The organism is Mesorhizobium sp. M0830 (assembly GCF_040319965.1).
GTDB lineage: Bacteria > Pseudomonadota > Alphaproteobacteria > Rhizobiales > Rhizobiaceae > Mesorhizobium.
On sequence record NZ_JAMYOR010000016.1, the window covers coordinates 73,205 to 90,503 of the forward strand.

General features: G+C 61.3%; 16 protein-coding genes and 5 pseudogenes. 12 read left to right on the plus strand and 9 right to left on the minus strand.

Annotated elements, in window-relative coordinates:
* Positions 1-148 precede the first annotated feature (148 nt).
* The 5 genes from NKI20_RS12530 to NKI20_RS12550 all read left to right on the plus strand — a co-directional run bounded on the left by NKI20_RS12530 (position 149) and on the right by NKI20_RS12550 (position 5,566).
* Positions 149-907 carry a FadR/GntR family transcriptional regulator gene (locus tag NKI20_RS12530; protein ID WP_352830892.1) on the plus strand — a complete coding sequence of 253 codons (759 nt, stop codon included), beginning with the start codon at positions 149-151 and terminating at the stop codon, positions 905-907.
* A complete protein-coding gene (locus NKI20_RS12535) occupies positions 900-1,685 on the plus strand; it encodes an SDR family NAD(P)-dependent oxidoreductase (RefSeq protein WP_352830894.1) in 786 nt (261 codons plus the stop codon). Before NKI20_RS12530 ends, NKI20_RS12535 begins: the two co-directional genes overlap by 8 nt.
* 4 nt (positions 1,686-1,689) lie before the next feature.
* Positions 1,690-2,808, plus strand: coding sequence for a mannonate dehydratase (locus NKI20_RS12540; RefSeq protein ID WP_352830896.1), 1,119 nt, complete (start codon positions 1,690-1,692; stop codon positions 2,806-2,808).
* A 683-nt stretch (positions 2,809-3,491) separates the two neighbouring features.
* Positions 3,492-4,472 (plus strand): NADP-dependent oxidoreductase, encoded by a 981-nt coding sequence (locus NKI20_RS12545; protein WP_352830898.1) that lies wholly within the window; start codon positions 3,492-3,494, stop codon positions 4,470-4,472.
* A gap of 32 nt (positions 4,473-4,504) precedes the next feature.
* The gene (locus NKI20_RS12550) at positions 4,505-5,566 is read left to right on the plus strand and encodes an alkene reductase (RefSeq protein ID WP_352830900.1); all 1,062 of its coding nucleotides are present in this window, start codon (positions 4,505-4,507) and stop codon (positions 5,564-5,566) included.
* A gap of 130 nt (positions 5,567-5,696) precedes the next feature.
* Here the strand turns inward: NKI20_RS12550 and NKI20_RS12555 are convergent, their stop codons facing one another.
* Complete coding sequence (locus tag NKI20_RS12555) at positions 5,697-6,590, minus strand: LysR family transcriptional regulator (RefSeq protein WP_352830902.1); 894 nt, start codon at positions 6,588-6,590, stop codon at positions 5,697-5,699.
* A 102-nt stretch (positions 6,591-6,692) separates the two neighbouring features.
* Here NKI20_RS12555 and NKI20_RS12560 point away from each other — a divergent pair.
* Positions 6,693-6,812 (plus strand): annotated as a pseudogene (locus NKI20_RS12560) (NAD-dependent epimerase/dehydratase family protein); the annotation flags it as partial.
* A 214-nt stretch (positions 6,813-7,026) separates the two neighbouring features.
* Here the strand turns inward: NKI20_RS12560 and NKI20_RS12565 are convergent.
* The 3 genes and pseudogenes from NKI20_RS12565 to NKI20_RS12575 form a co-directional block, all read right to left on the minus strand.
* Positions 7,027-7,959, minus strand: a complete 933-nt coding sequence (locus NKI20_RS12565; protein WP_352830904.1) for a carbohydrate ABC transporter permease — start codon at positions 7,957-7,959, stop codon at positions 7,027-7,029.
* 4 nt (positions 7,960-7,963) lie between these two features.
* Positions 7,964-8,230: a hypothetical protein gene (locus NKI20_RS12570; protein WP_352830974.1), complete on the minus strand. Its 267-nt coding sequence runs from the start codon at positions 8,228-8,230 to the stop codon at positions 7,964-7,966.
* A 57-nt stretch (positions 8,231-8,287) separates the two neighbouring features.
* Positions 8,288-8,488, minus strand: a pseudogene (locus NKI20_RS12575) (sugar ABC transporter substrate-binding protein); the annotation flags it as partial.
* On the opposite strand from NKI20_RS12575, the gene NKI20_RS12580 reads away from it, so the two are divergent.
* Positions 8,444-8,938, plus strand: a complete 495-nt coding sequence (locus NKI20_RS12580; RefSeq protein WP_352830905.1) for a TOBE domain-containing protein — start codon at positions 8,444-8,446, stop codon at positions 8,936-8,938. The pseudogene NKI20_RS12575 and the gene NKI20_RS12580 overlap by 45 nt on opposite strands.
* A gap of 18 nt (positions 8,939-8,956) precedes the next feature.
* Here the strand turns inward: NKI20_RS12580 and NKI20_RS12585 are convergent, their stop codons facing one another.
* The 4 genes and pseudogenes from NKI20_RS12585 to NKI20_RS12600 all read right to left on the minus strand — a co-directional run bounded on the left by NKI20_RS12585 (position 8,957) and on the right by NKI20_RS12600 (position 10,678).
* Entirely contained in the window at positions 8,957-9,376 is a 420-nt protein-coding gene (locus NKI20_RS12585; RefSeq protein WP_352830907.1) for a DeoR/GlpR family DNA-binding transcription regulator, read from the minus strand.
* Positions 9,377-9,401: 25 nt separating this feature from the next.
* Positions 9,402-9,623, minus strand: a pseudogene (locus tag NKI20_RS12590) (hypothetical protein); the annotation flags it as partial.
* A pseudogene (locus NKI20_RS12595) lies at positions 9,600-9,845 on the minus strand (transposase); the annotation flags it as partial. The pseudogenes NKI20_RS12590 and NKI20_RS12595, both read right to left, overlap by 24 nt.
* A gap of 140 nt (positions 9,846-9,985) precedes the next feature.
* Entirely contained in the window at positions 9,986-10,678 is a 693-nt protein-coding gene (locus tag NKI20_RS12600) for a GntR family transcriptional regulator (protein ID WP_352830909.1), read from the minus strand.
* Between the two features lie 147 nt (positions 10,679-10,825).
* Here NKI20_RS12600 and NKI20_RS12605 point away from each other — a divergent pair, with 147 nt between their 5' ends.
* The 5 genes from NKI20_RS12605 to NKI20_RS12625 all read left to right on the plus strand — a co-directional run bounded on the left by NKI20_RS12605 (position 10,826) and on the right by NKI20_RS12625 (position 16,113).
* Positions 10,826-11,830: an ABC transporter substrate-binding protein gene (locus tag NKI20_RS12605; protein WP_352830910.1), complete on the plus strand. Its 1,005-nt coding sequence runs from the start codon at positions 10,826-10,828 to the stop codon at positions 11,828-11,830.
* Between the two features lie 66 nt (positions 11,831-11,896).
* Positions 11,897-12,712 (plus strand): ABC transporter ATP-binding protein, encoded by an 816-nt coding sequence (locus tag NKI20_RS12610; RefSeq protein WP_352830912.1) that lies wholly within the window; start codon positions 11,897-11,899, stop codon positions 12,710-12,712.
* Between the two features lie 3 nt (positions 12,713-12,715).
* A complete protein-coding gene (locus tag NKI20_RS12615; protein WP_352830914.1) occupies positions 12,716-13,576 on the plus strand; it encodes an ABC transporter permease in 861 nt (286 codons plus the stop codon).
* A 54-nt stretch (positions 13,577-13,630) separates the two neighbouring features.
* Positions 13,631-15,370 (plus strand): L-arabinonate dehydratase, encoded by a 1,740-nt coding sequence (gene araD, locus NKI20_RS12620; protein WP_352830916.1) that lies wholly within the window; start codon positions 13,631-13,633, stop codon positions 15,368-15,370.
* A gap of 17 nt (positions 15,371-15,387) precedes the next feature.
* Positions 15,388-16,113, plus strand: a complete 726-nt coding sequence (locus NKI20_RS12625) for a ribonuclease activity regulator RraA (protein ID WP_352830918.1) — start codon at positions 15,388-15,390, stop codon at positions 16,111-16,113.
* Positions 16,114-16,161: 48 nt separating this feature from the next.
* Here the strand turns inward: NKI20_RS12625 and NKI20_RS12630 are convergent.
* Positions 16,162-17,147, minus strand: a pseudogene (locus NKI20_RS12630) (ISKra4 family transposase); the annotation flags it as partial.
* Positions 17,148-17,299: the final 152 nt, after the last annotated feature.

Sequence of the window (17,299 nt, forward strand, 5' to 3'; positions counted from 1 at the left end):
TATTGTTGGACCACAGACCTGTCAACACGCTGAATTCTTCTTGAATCGACCGATGTCGGGATCCTTTTTCGACCTTTCTCCGGGTGCTGATTGATTTCCTATCCGTTTCAGCCTAGCCTTGGTCCAACAAATAAGAAGGAACAATGCCTTGGATCAAGAAGCGGCGGATGATGCCGGGGTCAGCAGTTCGGCCGTCGACCAGACGGTACGGCAGATCCTCGATCTCATTCGAAACCGCGCCATGTCGGTGGGCGACGTCCTGCCCACGGAGCGGGAGCTTGGCGAGCTGTTCGGCGCCAGCCGCAACACGGTTCGCGAGGCGCTGCGCACCATCCGCACCTACGGCCTGATCGATCCCAAGCCGCGTGTCGGCGCAGTGCTGGCCGACCGCCAGAATGTCGCTGTCCAGAATTTCTTCGCCGCCCAGATGGATATTTCGAGGACCTCTTTTCACGACATACAGGGATTTCGCCGCATCATCGAAGTGGGCATCGGCGACCACATCGTCCTTAATGCCAGCACGGCCGAACTCGACGCCCTGGACGAAGTCAACGGCCTGATCGAAGCCAGCAAGGATGTCCAGGAAGCCGCGCAGCGCGATTTCGATTTCCACCTGGCGCTGATGAAGCTGGCCGGCAACCGCATGCTGGTGCAGACCTATCAATTCCTGTCGCCGGTCATCTTGCACATCATGACCGTCGGCAAATCAATCCGGCCGGTGCTGAGCGAAACACGCCGCGCCCATGGCGAGATCATTGCGGCTTTGCGGGCGCGCGACCGCATCGCCTACAGCTACTTGATGAGCCGGCATCTCGATTCCGGCCTGCGCTTCGTCCCCGACGACCTCGAAAATGCCCGCACATCGCCGGCGCTGACGGACCCCTCCAAGGATTTGCATCATGTCTGACTTTGAGAACAAGGTTGCGCTGATCACCGGCACGACCGGCATCGCGCTCGCCACCGCGAAGCGCCTGGCGCAGGGCGGTGCTGCGATCGTCGCCTGCGGTATCGATGTGGCAGCCAATGCTGCCATGCAGGAAAGCCTCGTCCGAGCCGGAGCGAATGCGCTGGTGCAGACGGTGGACGTTTCCGTTTCCGACCAGGTTCGCGACGCGGTCGCAGCCGGCGTCACGCGGTTTGGCGGCATCGATGTCATCGTCAATTCCGCGGCGGTTCATCCCTACGGGACGGCGACGACGACCGACTGGGAGACCTGGAACCGGACGATGGCGGTCAATGTCGGTTCGATCTATCTGACCGCCCATTTCGGCATTCCGGAAATGATCAAGCGTGGCGGCGGCGCCATCGTCAACGTCGCTTCGGTGCAGGGCTTTGCCTGCCAGCAGGACGTCGCCGCCTATGCCACGACCAAGGGCGCCATCCACACGCTGACGCGATCGCTGGCGCTCGATTACGCGGCGGCGGGCATCCGGGTCAATTCGGTCAGCCCAGGCTCGATCCGCACGCCGATACTCGAGAAGGCCGCGCGCGGCGACAATGGCAGCGATGCCGATGTCGAAGAGGCCTACCGGCGCTTCGGCGCGGCCCATCCGCTTGGCCGTATCGGCGAGCCGGAGGAGGTGGCGGAGTTGATCGCCTTCCTGTGCTCGTCGAAGGCCGGCTTCTGCACCGGCGCGGACTACAGAATAGATGGCGGCCTGACCGCCGGCATCGGCGTGAAGTAAGGCCGTGAAGATCGGCCTTGGCCTTTACCGGGAGTCGCTGACCCCCGACAATTTCCGCTTTGCCCGCCAGGCAGGCGCCACCCACATCGTTGCCCACCTCACCAACTATTTTCGCGGCCGCGATCCTTCGCTGTCCGCCGGCTGCGATGCCGAGGGTTGGGGCGATTGCTCAACCGATGAGCTGTGGGATTACGAGGATTTCATCGGTCTGGTGAAGACCGTGCGCGACAACGGCCTGGAAATCGCCGCGATCGAGAATTTTTCGCCGCGTTTCTGGTCGGACGTGCTGCTCGGCGGTCCTGACAGGGCAAAACAGATCGAAGGCTTGAAGCGCCTTGTTCGCGATGCCGGACGTGCCGGTATTCCCTGTATCGGCTACAACTTCTCGATCGCCGGGGTCTGGGGCTGGTCGCGCGGCCCATTCGCTCGGGGCGAGGCGATGTCGGTGGGGCTCGATCTCGCTGCCATCGACCCCGATCTGCCCCTCCCCGACGGCGTGGTCTGGAACATGCGCTACCGTGCCGGGCGGCCGGATGCGGAGCCGGTGAAGGTCAGCAGCGACGAGCTTTGGCAGCGGCTCGACCTCTTCCTTCGCGAGATCATACCGGTGGCCGAGGAAGCCGGTGTTGTGATGGCGGCGCACCCCGACGATCCGCCGGCCGAAGCGCTGCGTGGTACCGCACGGCTCGTCAACCGGCCGCAGAAATACGACCGCCTGATGGGCATCATCGACTCGCCGTCCAATGGGCTGGAGCTCTGCCTCGGCTCGCTGCAAGAAATGCCGGGCACCGACGATATCTACGGACACGTCAGGCGCTTCGCACGCAGCAAACGCATCGGCTATATCCACTTCCGCAATGTGCGTGGCAAGGTTCCGAACTATCACGAAACCTTCGTGGACGACGGCGATATCGATATGGCCGAGATCGTCCGCATCCTGCGCGATGAAAACTATGACGGCGTCATGATCCCCGACCATACGCCGGAGATGACCTGCGACGCGCCCTGGCACGCAGGAAAGGCCTTTGCCTTGGGCTACATGCGCGCGCTGGTCCAAAACGCTGCGGCGCTGGGGCCTTCTCGGACCGCCCAAGCCAGCAGGATCCGGACGAAAGCCTCATGATAAAATCGACGCGCCTCTATGATCCCAACCTGGTGAGATCTACGGCGCGTCCCCACCTACGGGCGAACTGATGGCGACCTGAGTGCCCATGGCGCGCTGGTCAACGGCTTCGCTCGCGACCCCGGACGGTGTCCGCCGCTCCGAACCGGAAACGCCGCCAAAAATACCGTCAGCACCCATCCTCAGAATCTCGACACCTATGCGAACGGGCAAGATCAAGCGGCATGAACGCCCTTTGATCGTCCCGCTCGCCGACAGCACGATCTATGAGAAGGAGACCTCCCATAGCCGAGTGAGAGATGAGCACCGGTGCACTGATCTACGGTCCCCGTGCAACTCACCTTGGCCGCTGCGGAATTACACTTGGATCTCACGCAGTTCGCCGAGCCAGCCTTCTGTTCGGCAAAGAGCGCTGGCCGCCATCCGTGAGCTCAAGCGTGCGGTCACGTCGTTCGAATAGCCCCAGGCTTTCCTCAAGCCCGATCACACGCCGCTACAAGGTCGCCGTCGGTCGACCGCTTTTCCGCTTGGCCGAAAAGCACCGACGGATAAGGCGACAATTACGAAATTGGCGACGCTGGAAGGGCCATCCGGGTGTCTCTCCAGCGAGACAGACCGTCTTATTTCGATGACTTATGGCTCGGATTTCGAATGCATACCTTCTGCCAAGAAGGAGAACCTACATGATCCAATCCGCTGATCTCAAGCGCGGGGCTTCCACATCCGAGCCGCTTGCCCCCGGCCGCGCCTTACGTCTTCAAACATATGGCGGCCCCGAATCCCTGACAGTCGATAGCGTATCCGCGCCCGAGCCGGGTCCGGGCGAGGTCTTGGTGTCGGTCAAGGCCACCGCGGTAAACGGCATCGACTGGAAAATCCGTGAAGGCTACCTCCGCGAGCGCTTCAAGCTGACCCTGCCCGCGACACTTGGCATCGAAATGGCCGGCGTCGTGCTTCGGACCGGCCCCAGCGTCACGGGCGTGAAGCCCGGGGATCGGGTTATGGCCGCCCTCGGTGGCGTCGGGGCCTACGCCGACCATCTCGTCATCAACGCCGAGAAGCTCGTCCTGACTCCGTCAGCGCTGTCGGACGTTGAGGCAGCGGCCATTCCCGTCGCGGCGATGACAGCCTGGCATGTCATTCAGGTCGCGGATTTCGACCTCTCCGGACGGCGGGTGCTGATCCATGGCGCAGCCGGCGGCGTGGGCGGCTTTGCCATCCAGTTCGCCAAGGCGGCCGGAGCGACCGTCTTTGCCACGGCCTCGACCAATAGCCTGCCGCATGTCCGGGCCCTCGGCGCGGATGAGGTGATCGACTACCGGCAGCAGAACTTCGAGCTGCTTGCGCGCGACATCGATTTCGTCGTCGACCTCGTCGGCGGTGAGGTCGTGGACCGCTCCTGGGCACTCCTGTCGCCCGACGGCCTTCTCGTAAGCATCGCCGCTACGGACCTCGCATCGCGTACGCCGCCAGGCCGCCGCGGCGTCTTCTTATCGAACAAGCCCGATACCGCGCGCCTGACCGCGATCGCCCAGCAGGTCGCCGTCGGCGCCCTGCGATCGACGATCGCCGACGTGGTGGGCTTCGATGATTTGGCTTCCGCAATCGAGCGCAATCGCACCGGCCACGCATCCGGCAAGATCGTCGCTGACTTCACCCGCTGATCACCACGTTTTCAACTTTCAAGGAGTTTATCATGACGACGATCTGGAATCCGGTCCGCGTGGGCCAAATGGACCTGCCCCACCGCCTGGCCTTGGCCCCGATGACCCGCAGCCGAGCCGAGTTCAACGGCGTACCGGGCGAGCACGCCGCTGAATACTACGCCCAGCGCGCCTCGCTGGGCCTACTGATAACCGAAGGTGTGCAACCCTCGGCCGATGGCCAGGGCTATTTCGCGACCCCGGGGATCCACGCGCCCGAACATGTCGCCGGCTGGCGCAAGGTCACCGATGCGGTTCACGCAAAAGGCGCGAAGATCTTCCTGCAGCTCATGCATGTCGGCCGCATGTCGCACCCGGACAACACGCCGCATCACCGTCAGCCCGTCGCCCCATCGGCCGTCGCGCCCGGTGAGCAGATGTTCACTGCGAGCGGCATGCAGCCCATCCCCAAGCCGCGCGCGCTGACGACCGAGGAAGTCGCCGCCACGGTGCAGGATTTCCGGCGGGCCGCGCGGCTGGCTATCGATGCCGGCGCCGACGGCGTCGAGATTCACGGCGCCAACGGCTATATCGTCCATCAGTTCTTTGCGCCGAACGCCAATCACCGGACCGACGCCTATGGCGGGCCGATCGCCAACCGCATTCGGTTCGCCGTCGAAGTGGCGCAGGCTGTCGCCGATGAGATCGGCGCCGATCGCACCGCTATCCGCCTTTCGCCAGGCCTGCCTTTGGGCGGGCTTGATGAAGGTCCGGAAAGTCATGCGCTCTATCGCGAACTGATCGCCGCGCTGGCACCGCTGAAGCTCGCCTATCTCCACCTGATGTATGGCGGGGGCGACGAGCTCCTCGCCGACATCCGCCGTGCCTGGCCCACGACCCTGATGGTGCTGCGGCTTGGCCGCACGCGCGAAGCCCTGGACCAGGACATCGTCTCGGGCCAGGCAGACATGACCTCGATCGGCCGTTGGGCTTTGGCCAATCCCGACTTCGTCGAGCGCCTGCGGTTGGGCGCGCCCGTCAACGAGCCCGATCCATCCACCTTCTATGGCGGTGGCGCGGCCGGCTACACGGACTATCCGCGGCTGGCGGGCTGACGCGTCGGCTGCTGTGGTTCATCGGACTGCAGCAGCCACCTGCTGGCGGTCGTCGCTTGCGTTATCGGATCATGCTGACCATGCGACATGGGTGATGGCGTTGGCCGACAGTAAGGTAATTGTGGCGGCTTCAGATCCGAATGAACGCTGCCAATTCGTCGGGAGTGCCTTTGGGAAACGCTTCCCTCAGATGGTCGATGAAGGCGGAAACGCGGGCATTCAACAGGCGCCGCGACGGGTAGAGTGTCCACAGGGCCGCATCCGGACCATCTACGTCCCCCCAATGCACCAGCGTGCCGGCGGCCAGATCATGACTCACGAGCGATACCGGCAACCGTGCCGCACCCACGCCCATGACGACCGCATCGCGAACCATGATGAGCGACGACAGGCTGAGCACCGGGGTGAACGCGATCGTCGTCGGTCCCGTGTCCGGTTTGATATTCCACAACGAGACTCCTCTGTCCGAGCTCCGCACGACAGCCGGAGCGGCGTCTCCGTCTTGCGGTCTCGCCACTTGCGGGCTCGCCACGATCACAAGCCGATCACGCATGAAGACCCGTCCCACCAGGCTTTCATCGGAACGCGGATTGACGCGAATGGCCAGGTCATACCCTTCTTCGACCATGTCGACTGCACGGTCTTCGGTCGTGACTTCAAGGATAACGTCAGGATATTTGAGCGAGAAGCCTGCCGCCAGCTTACCCATCGCAAGTTGAGAGAAGAGCAATGGTGCACTGATCCGCAAATTTCCACGCGGTTCCCGGTCTCCCGACGCAATCGCTGCGGCCGTCTCCTCCACTTCCGTCAGCAAGCGACTGGTTCGCTCATGCAGGTCCTTTCCCTCCTGCGTGAGCTTCAGGGCACGCGCTCCGCGCTCGAACAAGCGTAGGCCCAGGCTATTCTCCAGTTCTGCGGCGCGCCGCGAGAGCGTCGCCTTGGGGCGCCCCGTGGCGCGCGCCGCTCGCCCGAATCCACCATGACGTGCAACCAGATTGAAGTCGGCTAGGGCGAGCAGGTCCATGTGTTCCACCAGTGAGACGGGGTGTCTACAAATGGCAGCTTCCGGTGCGTTTGTGGACTCCTAAATAAGCGCTAGCGATTTGATAAAAGCAGGAGTGACCACATGACTATCCTCGTTACCGGTGCGACCGGAACCGTCGGCCGCAATGTCGTCGATCAGCTCATCAGGCGCGGCGCTAAGGTGCCGGCGACCATGGATGAGCTGATGGCCGACGCCGCCAAAGTTACGGCGGCGGGCAATGGGCAGGATTTCGGCGCCGCAATGCGTGGCAAGCGGTCGGCCGAGCTTGTCGACACCATGACCGGGATCGTCCTCGATGCCTGGGGTGACCAGCCCGCGGCGCTGCCGGAAAATATCTGGTTCGACGGCGATTGGGCCAAACCGCGCTTCAACGATCCGCGAATTGCCAAAGGCTTGTCCTATTATGCAGGCCTCCTCAAGGCCGGTCCGCCAAGCGTATTGTCGTATAGGCACGGCAAAGCATCAGGATGATGATGGAGAAGACGACCGAGAGCGCCGCGGACTCGCCGAAGCGGTGAAATTTGAACGCAGTCTGGTAAGCCAGCGTCTGCACAACTTCAGTGGCGCGAAGCGGTCCGCCGCCGGTGGTGCCGAAGACAATGTCGAAGATCTTGAGCGTGTCTACCGTGCGGAAGATGATGACGGTAATCAGCACTGGCTTGAGCATGGGCAAGGTGATGTAGCGGAAAGTTGCCCAGGGGCCGGCGCCCTCAAGCCGCGCGGCTTCGAAGGGCTCGGCGGGCAAGCCCTTGAGCGCGGAGGAAAGAATGATGAAGGTGAAAGCTGTCTGCCACCACGTGTCGATCATTATGATGGAGGGCATGGCGGTGTGCACGGTGCCCAGCCAGGCAGGACCCGCGATTCCGATTTGCGCGAGGAAATAGTTTATGATGCCCTGGGTCGGGTCGAGCAGCACTTTCCAGACCAGGGACACGGCGATACCCGAAACCATCAGAGGCATCAGAAGAATGGTTCGGATTATTCCAGCACCTACCGTAAGGCGATTGATGACCAGCGCGAGCCCGAGCCCGAGCAGGGTTTCCACAACGATGGCCGAAACCGAAAAGATCAGCGTGTTGAGGAACGCGCCGCGAAACTGAGGCTTGGTCAGGACGTTGATAAAATTCGTCAGCCCGACGAAATTGCTGGTTTTGCCCCAGTTCCAATCGGTGAAGGACAAATAGACCGAATAGATCACGGGGTAAAAGGTGTTGAGCGCCAGCATTAACAATGCCGGGACCAGAAGCCAATATGGGTTAAACGCTCTACGTCGCAGCCGCATGGTAGTCTCCAACATCAGGCATGGTGGATCGGTGCGGCGGGCGAGGCGGATCGCCCCGCCCGCCAAGGCGTTACTGGAAAGTGCCAGCCAGCGTTTCCTGCAGTCCATCAGCCGCCTCTTGCGCAGGCGTGCCCGCGACCATCGCGTGGATTGTGTCGACGATCTGCAAAACGACTTCGCTCCAGCCTTCACGGAAGACGGAGGTCGGGCGGGTGTGCTGCATCTGGGTCTGCACCGCCTCGACATAGCCTGGATTGAGCGCGGCTTTGTAGCCGGCATCCGCCCAGGACGAGAGGCGCGGAGCGCCGCCAGTGTTTTTGCCAAGTTTCGCAGTCATGGCCTTACCCGTTGCCCATTCGACGAAGAGCCAGGCCGCATCCTTCTTCTTCGAGTTCTTCGGGATTGAGATGCCCCACGACCAGTGACCGCTATAGCCGATGTCGCCAGCGGATGGGGGAAGAGGCGCATAGCCGACTTTGCCCGCGATCTTGGATGAGGCCGGGTCTTCGAATCCAGGTCCAAAGACCGAAGCATCGACGAAAAAGGCCGCGTGCCCGTCAGAGAAGAAGCGACTGGCATCTTCCCAGCCACCCACAATTTGATGCAATACGACACGCCGGATGTGATTTACAGCAAGCCGACCAACCTCTTCGTCGCGCGCTTCATCGGCTCTCCCAAAATGAATACTTTCGAAGTGGAGAGCTCAGGAGAGACCATACGCATCGGGGACCAGGATATTACCGTCAAGGCGAAGCACCCCCTTCCACCCAAGGTGATTGTCGGCATACGGCCGGAGCATGTGGTTGTCGGCGCGCAGCGGGAAGGCCCGACGATCACGGCGCGGGTGGCGGTTACCGAAAACCTTGGACACGAGCGCCTGGTGTTCACGGAAACGACGATGGGCCCCATGACACAGCGCGCGTCGGATCAGACGGTTTGCCCGAATGCTGGCGACGAACTTGAACTGACATTGCTGCGCCACAGGCTTCACTTTTTCGACGCAGTCACCGAAGAGCGGATAGAGATGGTGTCAGACGGACAATAGACGCGGTATACGCTGGCGTCAGAAAGGCTGAAGGGCCTTTACAATATTGGCTCCGGCCCGCACTAAATCGTCGAGGTGGTTTATTGGCGCATCGTGCTCAAGCACGGAACAGCCGATCTCGCTGATCTCGGATACGCGGTGCGGGGCTCGCACCTCGAGCTTGTTCGTCGTAGCTAGGGCGATAGTATAACCGCTAGCCGCCAGCAGAGCCCGCTTGAAGGTCGCGTCAGCAATGTCGAATGCACTAAGGCCGGATGTCGGAGAAACCGAACAAACGCCCAGAAAAGATCTGTCGATATTCATCTGCGAGAGACTTCCTATGGCCGTCGCATCGACGCAGCCGCCGACGGCAAGATCGACCGTCCCGCCAAGCATAATAAGTTTCAGGTCCTGCCTTCGCAGCGCTGCGCCGGCAATATCTATGGAATTGGTGGCCAAGGTCAGATCGTAGCCTTTCGGGCAAGAAATCGATCAGCGCAAGATTGGTGCTGCCGCTGTCCAGAAATATGAATTCTCCAGGCTGGATCATCCGTGAGGCTGTTTGGGCAAGGGCTTGTTTCTGTCGGCGCCTCGTGTCGATACGGACTGACATAGGAACGCTGTTGGCCAGAAGTGGGAGGGCTCCACCATAGACCCGGCGACAACGGCCCGCCGCTGCAATGTAGCCGGCGGCGATCATCTTCATGCGAAAGCCGATCATGTCCGCCAGGCTGTGGACGACCTGGTCCGGGCAGCGCGGATCGTCGATGCAACGCGCCAGACGCTCGGCCACTCGCAACCGCTTTTCCACCTCGGCCAAAGCCAGAACGCCGCTGTTGGACGACAGCATGCCGCCGTCGAAACGGGCGACGACGGACTTGTCGCCGACTGATGACAAACCGCTCAGCGGCAGCGTAAGATCGTTCATGGTGGGTGTGGTCTCCGGGAAATGGTCGGATCGGCTTAAGCAACCAAATCCTACGTCATTTCAACGGCTTGCGCCACATCCACCAACCCCCATGAATTTTTCAGGCTAAGACTGTCGAATGCGACGAACGGACGCCAAACCTAATGCTTAATATAGTCGGGAAACTGCTGGCTAATGAGACCTATTACAGAGAGTGTGCCAGACAGGTGTTTGCGTAGCGCGTTCGTGGCAGCAAGCGGATCGCCAGAGCGGATAGAATCCACGATGTTGTGGTGGTCGTCCACCACTGTCTGCATTTTTCCGGGCATCGGCAGGTTGAGGCGACGCAAACGGTCGATGTGCACGCTCTGCCGGCGAACTGTGAACCATAACTCCATTATCTCCGCACGCTCATAAAGTGCGCGGTGGAAGTCTCGGTCCAATGAATCGAACAAGTCGTAAGTTTGGGGTGAGGCGACCCGTTCTTGGCGCGCAAGGACATTCAGCAGCGCGTCGGCTGTCTCGACGGGACTTTCCAATGTCAGCCGTCGCACCGCCTCCAGTTCGATAGACAGTCGCATAAATTGCGCCTGCCTTGCATTTGCGATGTCGATGCGGGCAACCACCGTCGCATATTGTGGATAGACCTCGATGAGGCCCTCTTCCTGAAGACGCATCAGCGCATCGCGCACAGGCGTCTGGCTGACCCCGAATTCGAGTTGCAGCGACGCGCGCGACAGCACGGTGCCGGGCACCAACTCCAGAGAAAGAATGCGCTTTCTCAGGATTTCGTGGATCTGGAGCGCCACCTGCCGTGACCTGTCCAGGACGCTTTCCCTCAGCCTGCCGCTCATGCTTGTTCCTTCGATTCCCATATCGACATCGCTTAAAGCACATATTCCGACTTGATGCACTGATGCATTAGTGCTTTAAGTGGATCTGCCGCATTTTGTCGGCGGCAGCGCGGTCGTTGCGCTGCGACGTCCATTCGGGAGGAGTTCATGCGATCACTCATAGGCGGTATCGCCGCGCTCGGTATCATCCTCGGCCTCGGCTCATCGGTGCTTGCGCAGGAGAAGACCGACATCTCAATCACCCGCCAGCCCGGCATTCTCTATCTCGCCAGCCATGTCATGGAGACGCAGAAGCTGATCGAGAAACGCGCCGCCGAAGACGGCGTCAAGGGCGTCAAGGTCGCTTGGCGCACGTTCAGCGGCGGCGGTGCGCAGACCGATGCGCTGCTCTCCGGCAACGTCGATATCGTCAACACCGGCACCGGCAACCTGCTGCTTCTCTGGGACCGCACGAGGGGCCGCGTGAAAGGCATCTGCACGAACTCGGCCCAGCCGGTGATCATGGTTTCGCGCGATCCGCACATCAAGTCGCTGCAAGACATTGGTCCGAACGACAAGATCGCCGTTCCGACCGTCGGTGTCTCGACACAGGCGATCCTGCTTCAGATGGCTGCCGCCAAGATGTATGGCGACAAGGACATCCATCGCTTCGACGCCAACACCGTGCAGTTGGGCCACCCCGATGCGATGGCGGCGCTAGCCAACAGCAAGCATGAGGTGAAGAGCCACTTCTCCGCTCCGCCCTATCAGTATCTTGAGCTGAAGATGCCCGGCGTCCATGAGGTGACCAGTTCGCGCGACATCATCGGCGGTGACCTGAGCCAGGGCACGTTCTTCACGACAACCGAATTCGCCAAGGCGAATCCGGCGATCGTCAAGGCGATCCGTCAGGCGACCGCCGACGCCATCGCCTACATCAAGAAGGACCCGAAGGGGGCCCTGGAGGACTACAGGACGATTTCCGGCGACAAGACCAGCATCGACGACTTGATGGCGATCCTCAAGGAACCGCACATGATGGAGTACCGGATGGATCCTCAGGGCACGATGAAGTTTGCCGAGCATCTCTACAACATCGGCACGTTGAAAACGATGCCGAAGGCCTGGACCGACTATTATCTGCCGGAAGCCGCCGATCTGAACGGCAACTGACCCGTACGACCGGGGTGGCCGCGGGACGCGGCCGTCTCTCGAAGAACCAGCCACGGAGGAGTGGCCATGCTCCAGACCACCATGCCGATCGATTCGTCACGTGTCCAAACGGCTTCTGGCACTCCCCTGCTCAACGTCGACAAGGTGACGCTGCGCTACAAGACGCCGAACCTCCTGATCACGGCAACCGAGGACGTCTCGTTCGTGGTCGAGCAATCGGACCGTTTTGTCCTGCTCGGCCCGTCCGGTTGTGGCAAATCCACTCTCTTGAAGGCAATTGGTGGCTACATGACGCCGGTCAGCGGCACCATCTCGATCAAGGGCCGAACGGTGAAGAAGCCTGGCGCCGACCGCATGATGGTCTTCCAGGAGTTCGATCAACTCCTGCCGTGGAAGACCGTTCTGGAAAACGTCATGTTCCCCCTGCTTGTGGCACGCAAGCTGCCGCGCGCGGAAGCCGAGACAGTTGCCCGCGAGTATGTCGATAAGGTCAAGCTGACGCGTGCCGTTGATACCTATCCGCACATGCTGTCTGGCGGCATGAAACAGCGAGTGGCGATCGCCCGCGGCATGGCGATGCAGCCCGATATCCTGCTGATGGACGAGCCGTTCGCCGCCCTCGACGCCCTGACCCGACGCCAGATGCAGGACGAATTGTTGCAACTGTGGGAAGACACGCGCTTCACCGTGATCTTCGTCACCCACTCGATCGCCGAGGCGATCAAGATCTCTAACCGCATCCTGCTGCTGTCGCCGCATCCCGGTCGCGTGCGCGCGGAAGTCGGTGACGTCGAGAGCGTGCGCGACGATCCGCTCGCCGCCACCGAACTCGAACAGCAGATTCATTCCATGCTCTTTTCCGAGCCGGGACACCGGGAGTAAATCATGGCCCCGCAGATCATCGTCGCTGCCGACCTTCGCTCGCGCAGGGGAAATATCGATGCCGTTGAGCAGAAGCTCGGAGCGTTCGAACTGCTCTGGCAGTCCGGCGCCTTCCGCAAGACCCTTCTCATCGTCGTGCTTGCCGTCATCTGGGAGATGTATGCGCGCCAGCTCGACAACCCGCTGCTCTTCCCGACGCTCACCGACACCTTCCAGTCGCTCTACGCCAATTTTGCCGATGGCGTGCTTCCGACGCGTATCTGGACGACGCTGAAGATCCTGGTCACAGGCTACGTTCTGGGCACCGTGCTCGCGTTTGTCCTGACGATCCTCGCTATCAACACCCGCATCGGCACCGACTTCCTCGAAACGATGACGGCGATGTTCAATCCGCTGCCCGCGATCTCGCTGCTGCCGCTTGCGCTGATCTGGTTTGGCCTCGGCCCGTCGAGCCTCGTCTTCGTATTGCTGCACTCGGTTCTGTGGGCCGTTGCGCTCAACACGCACTCCGGCTTTCTCGGCGTCTCACGCACTTTGAGGATGGTCGGCGCCAACTACGGCCTGACCGGCCTCCCCTACGCGATCCGCATCCTCGTGCCGGCCGCCTTCCCGTCGATCTTGACCGGGCTCAAGATCGGCTGGGCTTTCGCCTGGCGCACGCTGATTGCAGCCGAACTGGTCTTCGGCGTCTCTTCGGGACAGGGCGGCCTCGGATGGTTCATCTTCGAAAACCGCAACCTGCTTGACATCCCGGCGGTCTTCGCCGGCTTGCTGACGGTCATCATGATCGGCCTCGTCGTCGAAAACCTGATCTTCCAGACGATCGAGCGCAAGACGCTGCAAAAGTGGGGCATGAAGGAATAGTCGGGCCGAACGCCGGGAATCTGTTTCCAACCGAATTTTGATCGAGTTTCAGACATGACGACAAGGAAGAAGACGCCCGAACAGTTGAGAAGCGCGCGGTGGTTCGCGCCCGACGATCTCAGGAGTTCCGGACACCGCTCCCGCACTATGCAGATGGGCTATGCGCCGGAAGAGTGGGCCGGCAAGCCAGTGATCGCCATCCTCAATACCTGGTCGGATGCCCAGCCCTGCCACGCGCACTTCAAGACCCGCGTCGAGGACGTCAAGCGCGGCATCTTGCAGGCCGGCGGCTTCCCGCTCGAGCTTCCTGCGCTGTCGCTATCGGAGAGCTACGTCAAGCCGACGACGATGCTTTACCGCAACATGCTGGCAATGGAGGTGGAGGAACTGCTGCGCTGCCATCCCGTCGACGGCGCCGTGCTGATGGGCGGCTGCGACAAGACCACGCCGGGTCTCGTCATGGGCGCGCTGTCGATCGGCCTGCCGATGATCTTCCTGCCTGCCGGCCCAATGCTGCGCGGCAATTATCGCGGCGAATATCTCGGCTCCGGCTCCGACGCCTGGAAGTTCTGGGACGAACGCCGCGCCGGCACCATATCAGCCGACGAATGGGTCGATCTCGAAGCCGGAATCGCGCGATCCTATGGCCATTGCATGACTATGGGAACGGCCAGTACGATGACGGCGATCGCCGAGGCGATGGGACTGACCTTGCCCGGGGCAAGTTCAATCCCGGCTGTCGATTCCAATCATATCCGAATGTCGTCAGCGGTTGGCCGCAGGATCGTTGCCATGGTCTGGGAGGATCTCGTTCCATCCAAGATCCTTAACAAAGCAGCCGTTTTCAATGCCGTGGTGGTTGCAATGGCGACTGGCTGTTCCAGCAACGCCGCCATTCATCTGCTGGCCATGGCGCGGCGGGCCGGAGTCGCCCTGACGTTGGACGATTTGGATGCGGCGGGGCGCAACACGCCGGTGCTAGCCAATATAAAGCCGATGGGCTCGACCTATCTGATGGAGGATTTCTACTACGCCGGGGGCCTCCGGGCGCTGATGTCCAAGCTGTCATCAAAGCTCGACCTGTCGGCCATGACCGTCTCCGGCCGCACCCTCGGCGAAACGCTCGAGGGTGCCAAGTGCTATAATGACGAAGTGATCCGATCGCTCCACAATCCCGTCTATCGCGAAGGCTCGTTGGCCGTGCTGAAAGGCAATCTTGCGCCAACTGGTGCTGTTATAAAGCCCGCCGCCTGCGATCCGCGCTTTCACCAGCATCAGGGTCCGGCCCTGGTCTTCGACAACTATCCAGACATGAAAGCCGCCGTCGACGACGAAAATCTCGACATCACTCCCGCTCACGTCATGGTTCTGCGCGGTGCCGGACCGCAAGGCGGCCCGGGCATGCCGGAATGGGGAATGCTGCCGATGCCGAAGGCGCTGCTGAAACAGGGCCATCGCGATATGCTGCGCCTGTCTGACGCCCGAATGAGTGGTACCAGCTATGGCGCCTGCGTTCTGCACGTCTCGCCCGAATCCCATGTCGGGGGGCCGCTGGCCCTGCTGAAGACCGGGGACATCATCAAGCTGGATCTGGCTGCACGTCGCATCGATGTGCTCGTCGACGACGCTGAACTCGCACGCCGCCGGACCGAATGGCAGAAGCCTGCGGAAAAGATCGGCCGCGGCTACGGGTGGATGTTTGGCCGCCACATTCAGCAGGCCGATACAGGGGCTGACTTCGACTTTCTGGAAGCCAACTTCGGCCCCTCCGCGCCTGAGCCCGACATCTATTGACCGTCAAGGACTGAATTATGACCAATTATGCCCTGAGCAAGGAAACTCGCGAGAAATATATGGGCGTCGCGACGCCGACCATAGCCACAGCCCTGTTCAAGCGCGGCTTACGCAACCAATTTATACAAGATGTGCGGCCGCTGTCTTCGAAGAAGGCAAACATGGTCGGCCAGGCGTTCACACTGCGATACATTCCTGCGCGCGAGGACCTCAACTCGATCGACGTTTTCAAGAACCCGTTGCATCCACAACGCGCAGCTGTCGAGCAATGCCCCTCTGGGTGCGTTCTCGTCATGGATAGCCGCAAGGATGCGCGCGCAGCATCGGCCGGCTCAATTCTGGTTTCACGACTACACGTACGCGGTGTGGTTGGCGTGGTTACCGATGGCGGGTTTCGCGACAGCCCAGAAATTGCCGAACTCGACATCCGCGCCTATCACAACCGGCCATCAGCTCCGACGAACCTGACTCTCAATCAGGCACTTGATATCAACGTGCCGATTGGTTGCGGTGATGTGGCGGTCTGGCCGGGCGACGTCCTGGTCGGCGACAATGAAGGCGTCATGGTCATTCCGGCGCATCTAGCCGATGAGATTGCCGATGAGACGGTGGAGATGACCGCCTATGAGGACTTTGTCCTGGAGAAAGTTCAGAGCGGCGCACCCATCATTGGGCTCTACCCGGCAACCAGCGATGCTCCCCGAATCGAATTTCTGGGATGGCGGAAGCAAAATGGCCGCTGATTACGCCGCCATTCGCGTCTAAACAGAGAGCACCAAATTGGGTGGGTGTCAGGCGGCCATTTCGGTCTCCAGCCGAGGGGCGGAATTGTTGCCACGGGGGTACCACTCCTCGAACTTTCTGGGCAGCGTTCCATCGAGGGCCCGCGTGCGGTTCCGGAGCAAGAGATGCGCCCCTTCCTTCGACCATTGCATCTGCTGGCGCTTTGAGAAGCGCTTGCCGACGACGACGTTGACGGACGACTCGACGAACGCCGTCGAAACCCGCTCGCCATTGCGCCGCCGCTCGGCGTAGTTCGGGATCATACTGGCATTGTTGGCGATGTGATGTAGGTGTTGAACTCATCCGCCGCCTTCCGAAAAGCCGAAAAGCCTTCATGTCGGGATATTCGGTTTCGACCGCATCGCGATCGTCGATTAGCCACTCGATGCAGGGTAGCGCCCCGCGATGGTTGCCGTTCCAACAGATGGCCCTTGATACGCCTCAACTCGCGCGCGGCGTCTTCGGCTTCTTTTGGATTGTGATGCGCCAGCCCCTTGGCGTATTGGCCGAGAACGGTCAGCCGCATGGTGATATGGAACCAGTCGAGCAGATGGTCGGCACTGAGAGACATGGCCACCGCCATGTTGCGCACGCTATCGCCGCCGTCGGTGAGGAAGGTGAGGTCCTGGTTCATCTGAAAGCCTTGCTCGCGCAGGACCTCTCGCAAGCGGCGGCGCGGCTTGTCGTCATAGCTCTGGACCAGGCCGAAATAGCGGTTGTCCTGATCTTCCGGGATTGATTTGCCGACCAGGACCTCGAAATGGCTCTGCGTGCCGTCACGGGCGCGGACGTAGCCGTCGTCGATGCCGACGACAATCGGGCCTTCGGGGATGGGTAACTTCGCCCATATTGGCGGGAAGCTTCGATGAAGGAGGGGCGCTCCTCGTCGAGTTCCGATTCCGCGCGCGGCCATGCGGTGAAGATAATTGCGGACGGTCTCGGCTTTCAGCGTAGAACCGACGGGGAGCACGTCTTTCAAAAGGTCGACGGTGACGCTCCGCCTTCGCCTTACGATACAGCTTCCTCTGCAGGTTCCTGATCTTTTCGGGTTTTCGAGGCTCATCGCCATTCACCCCCTCCTCGCCAGCTTCGAAAGCACACCAGAAGTCAGGGCCCTTCCCTCCACCGGCATTACCCGGCCTCAAC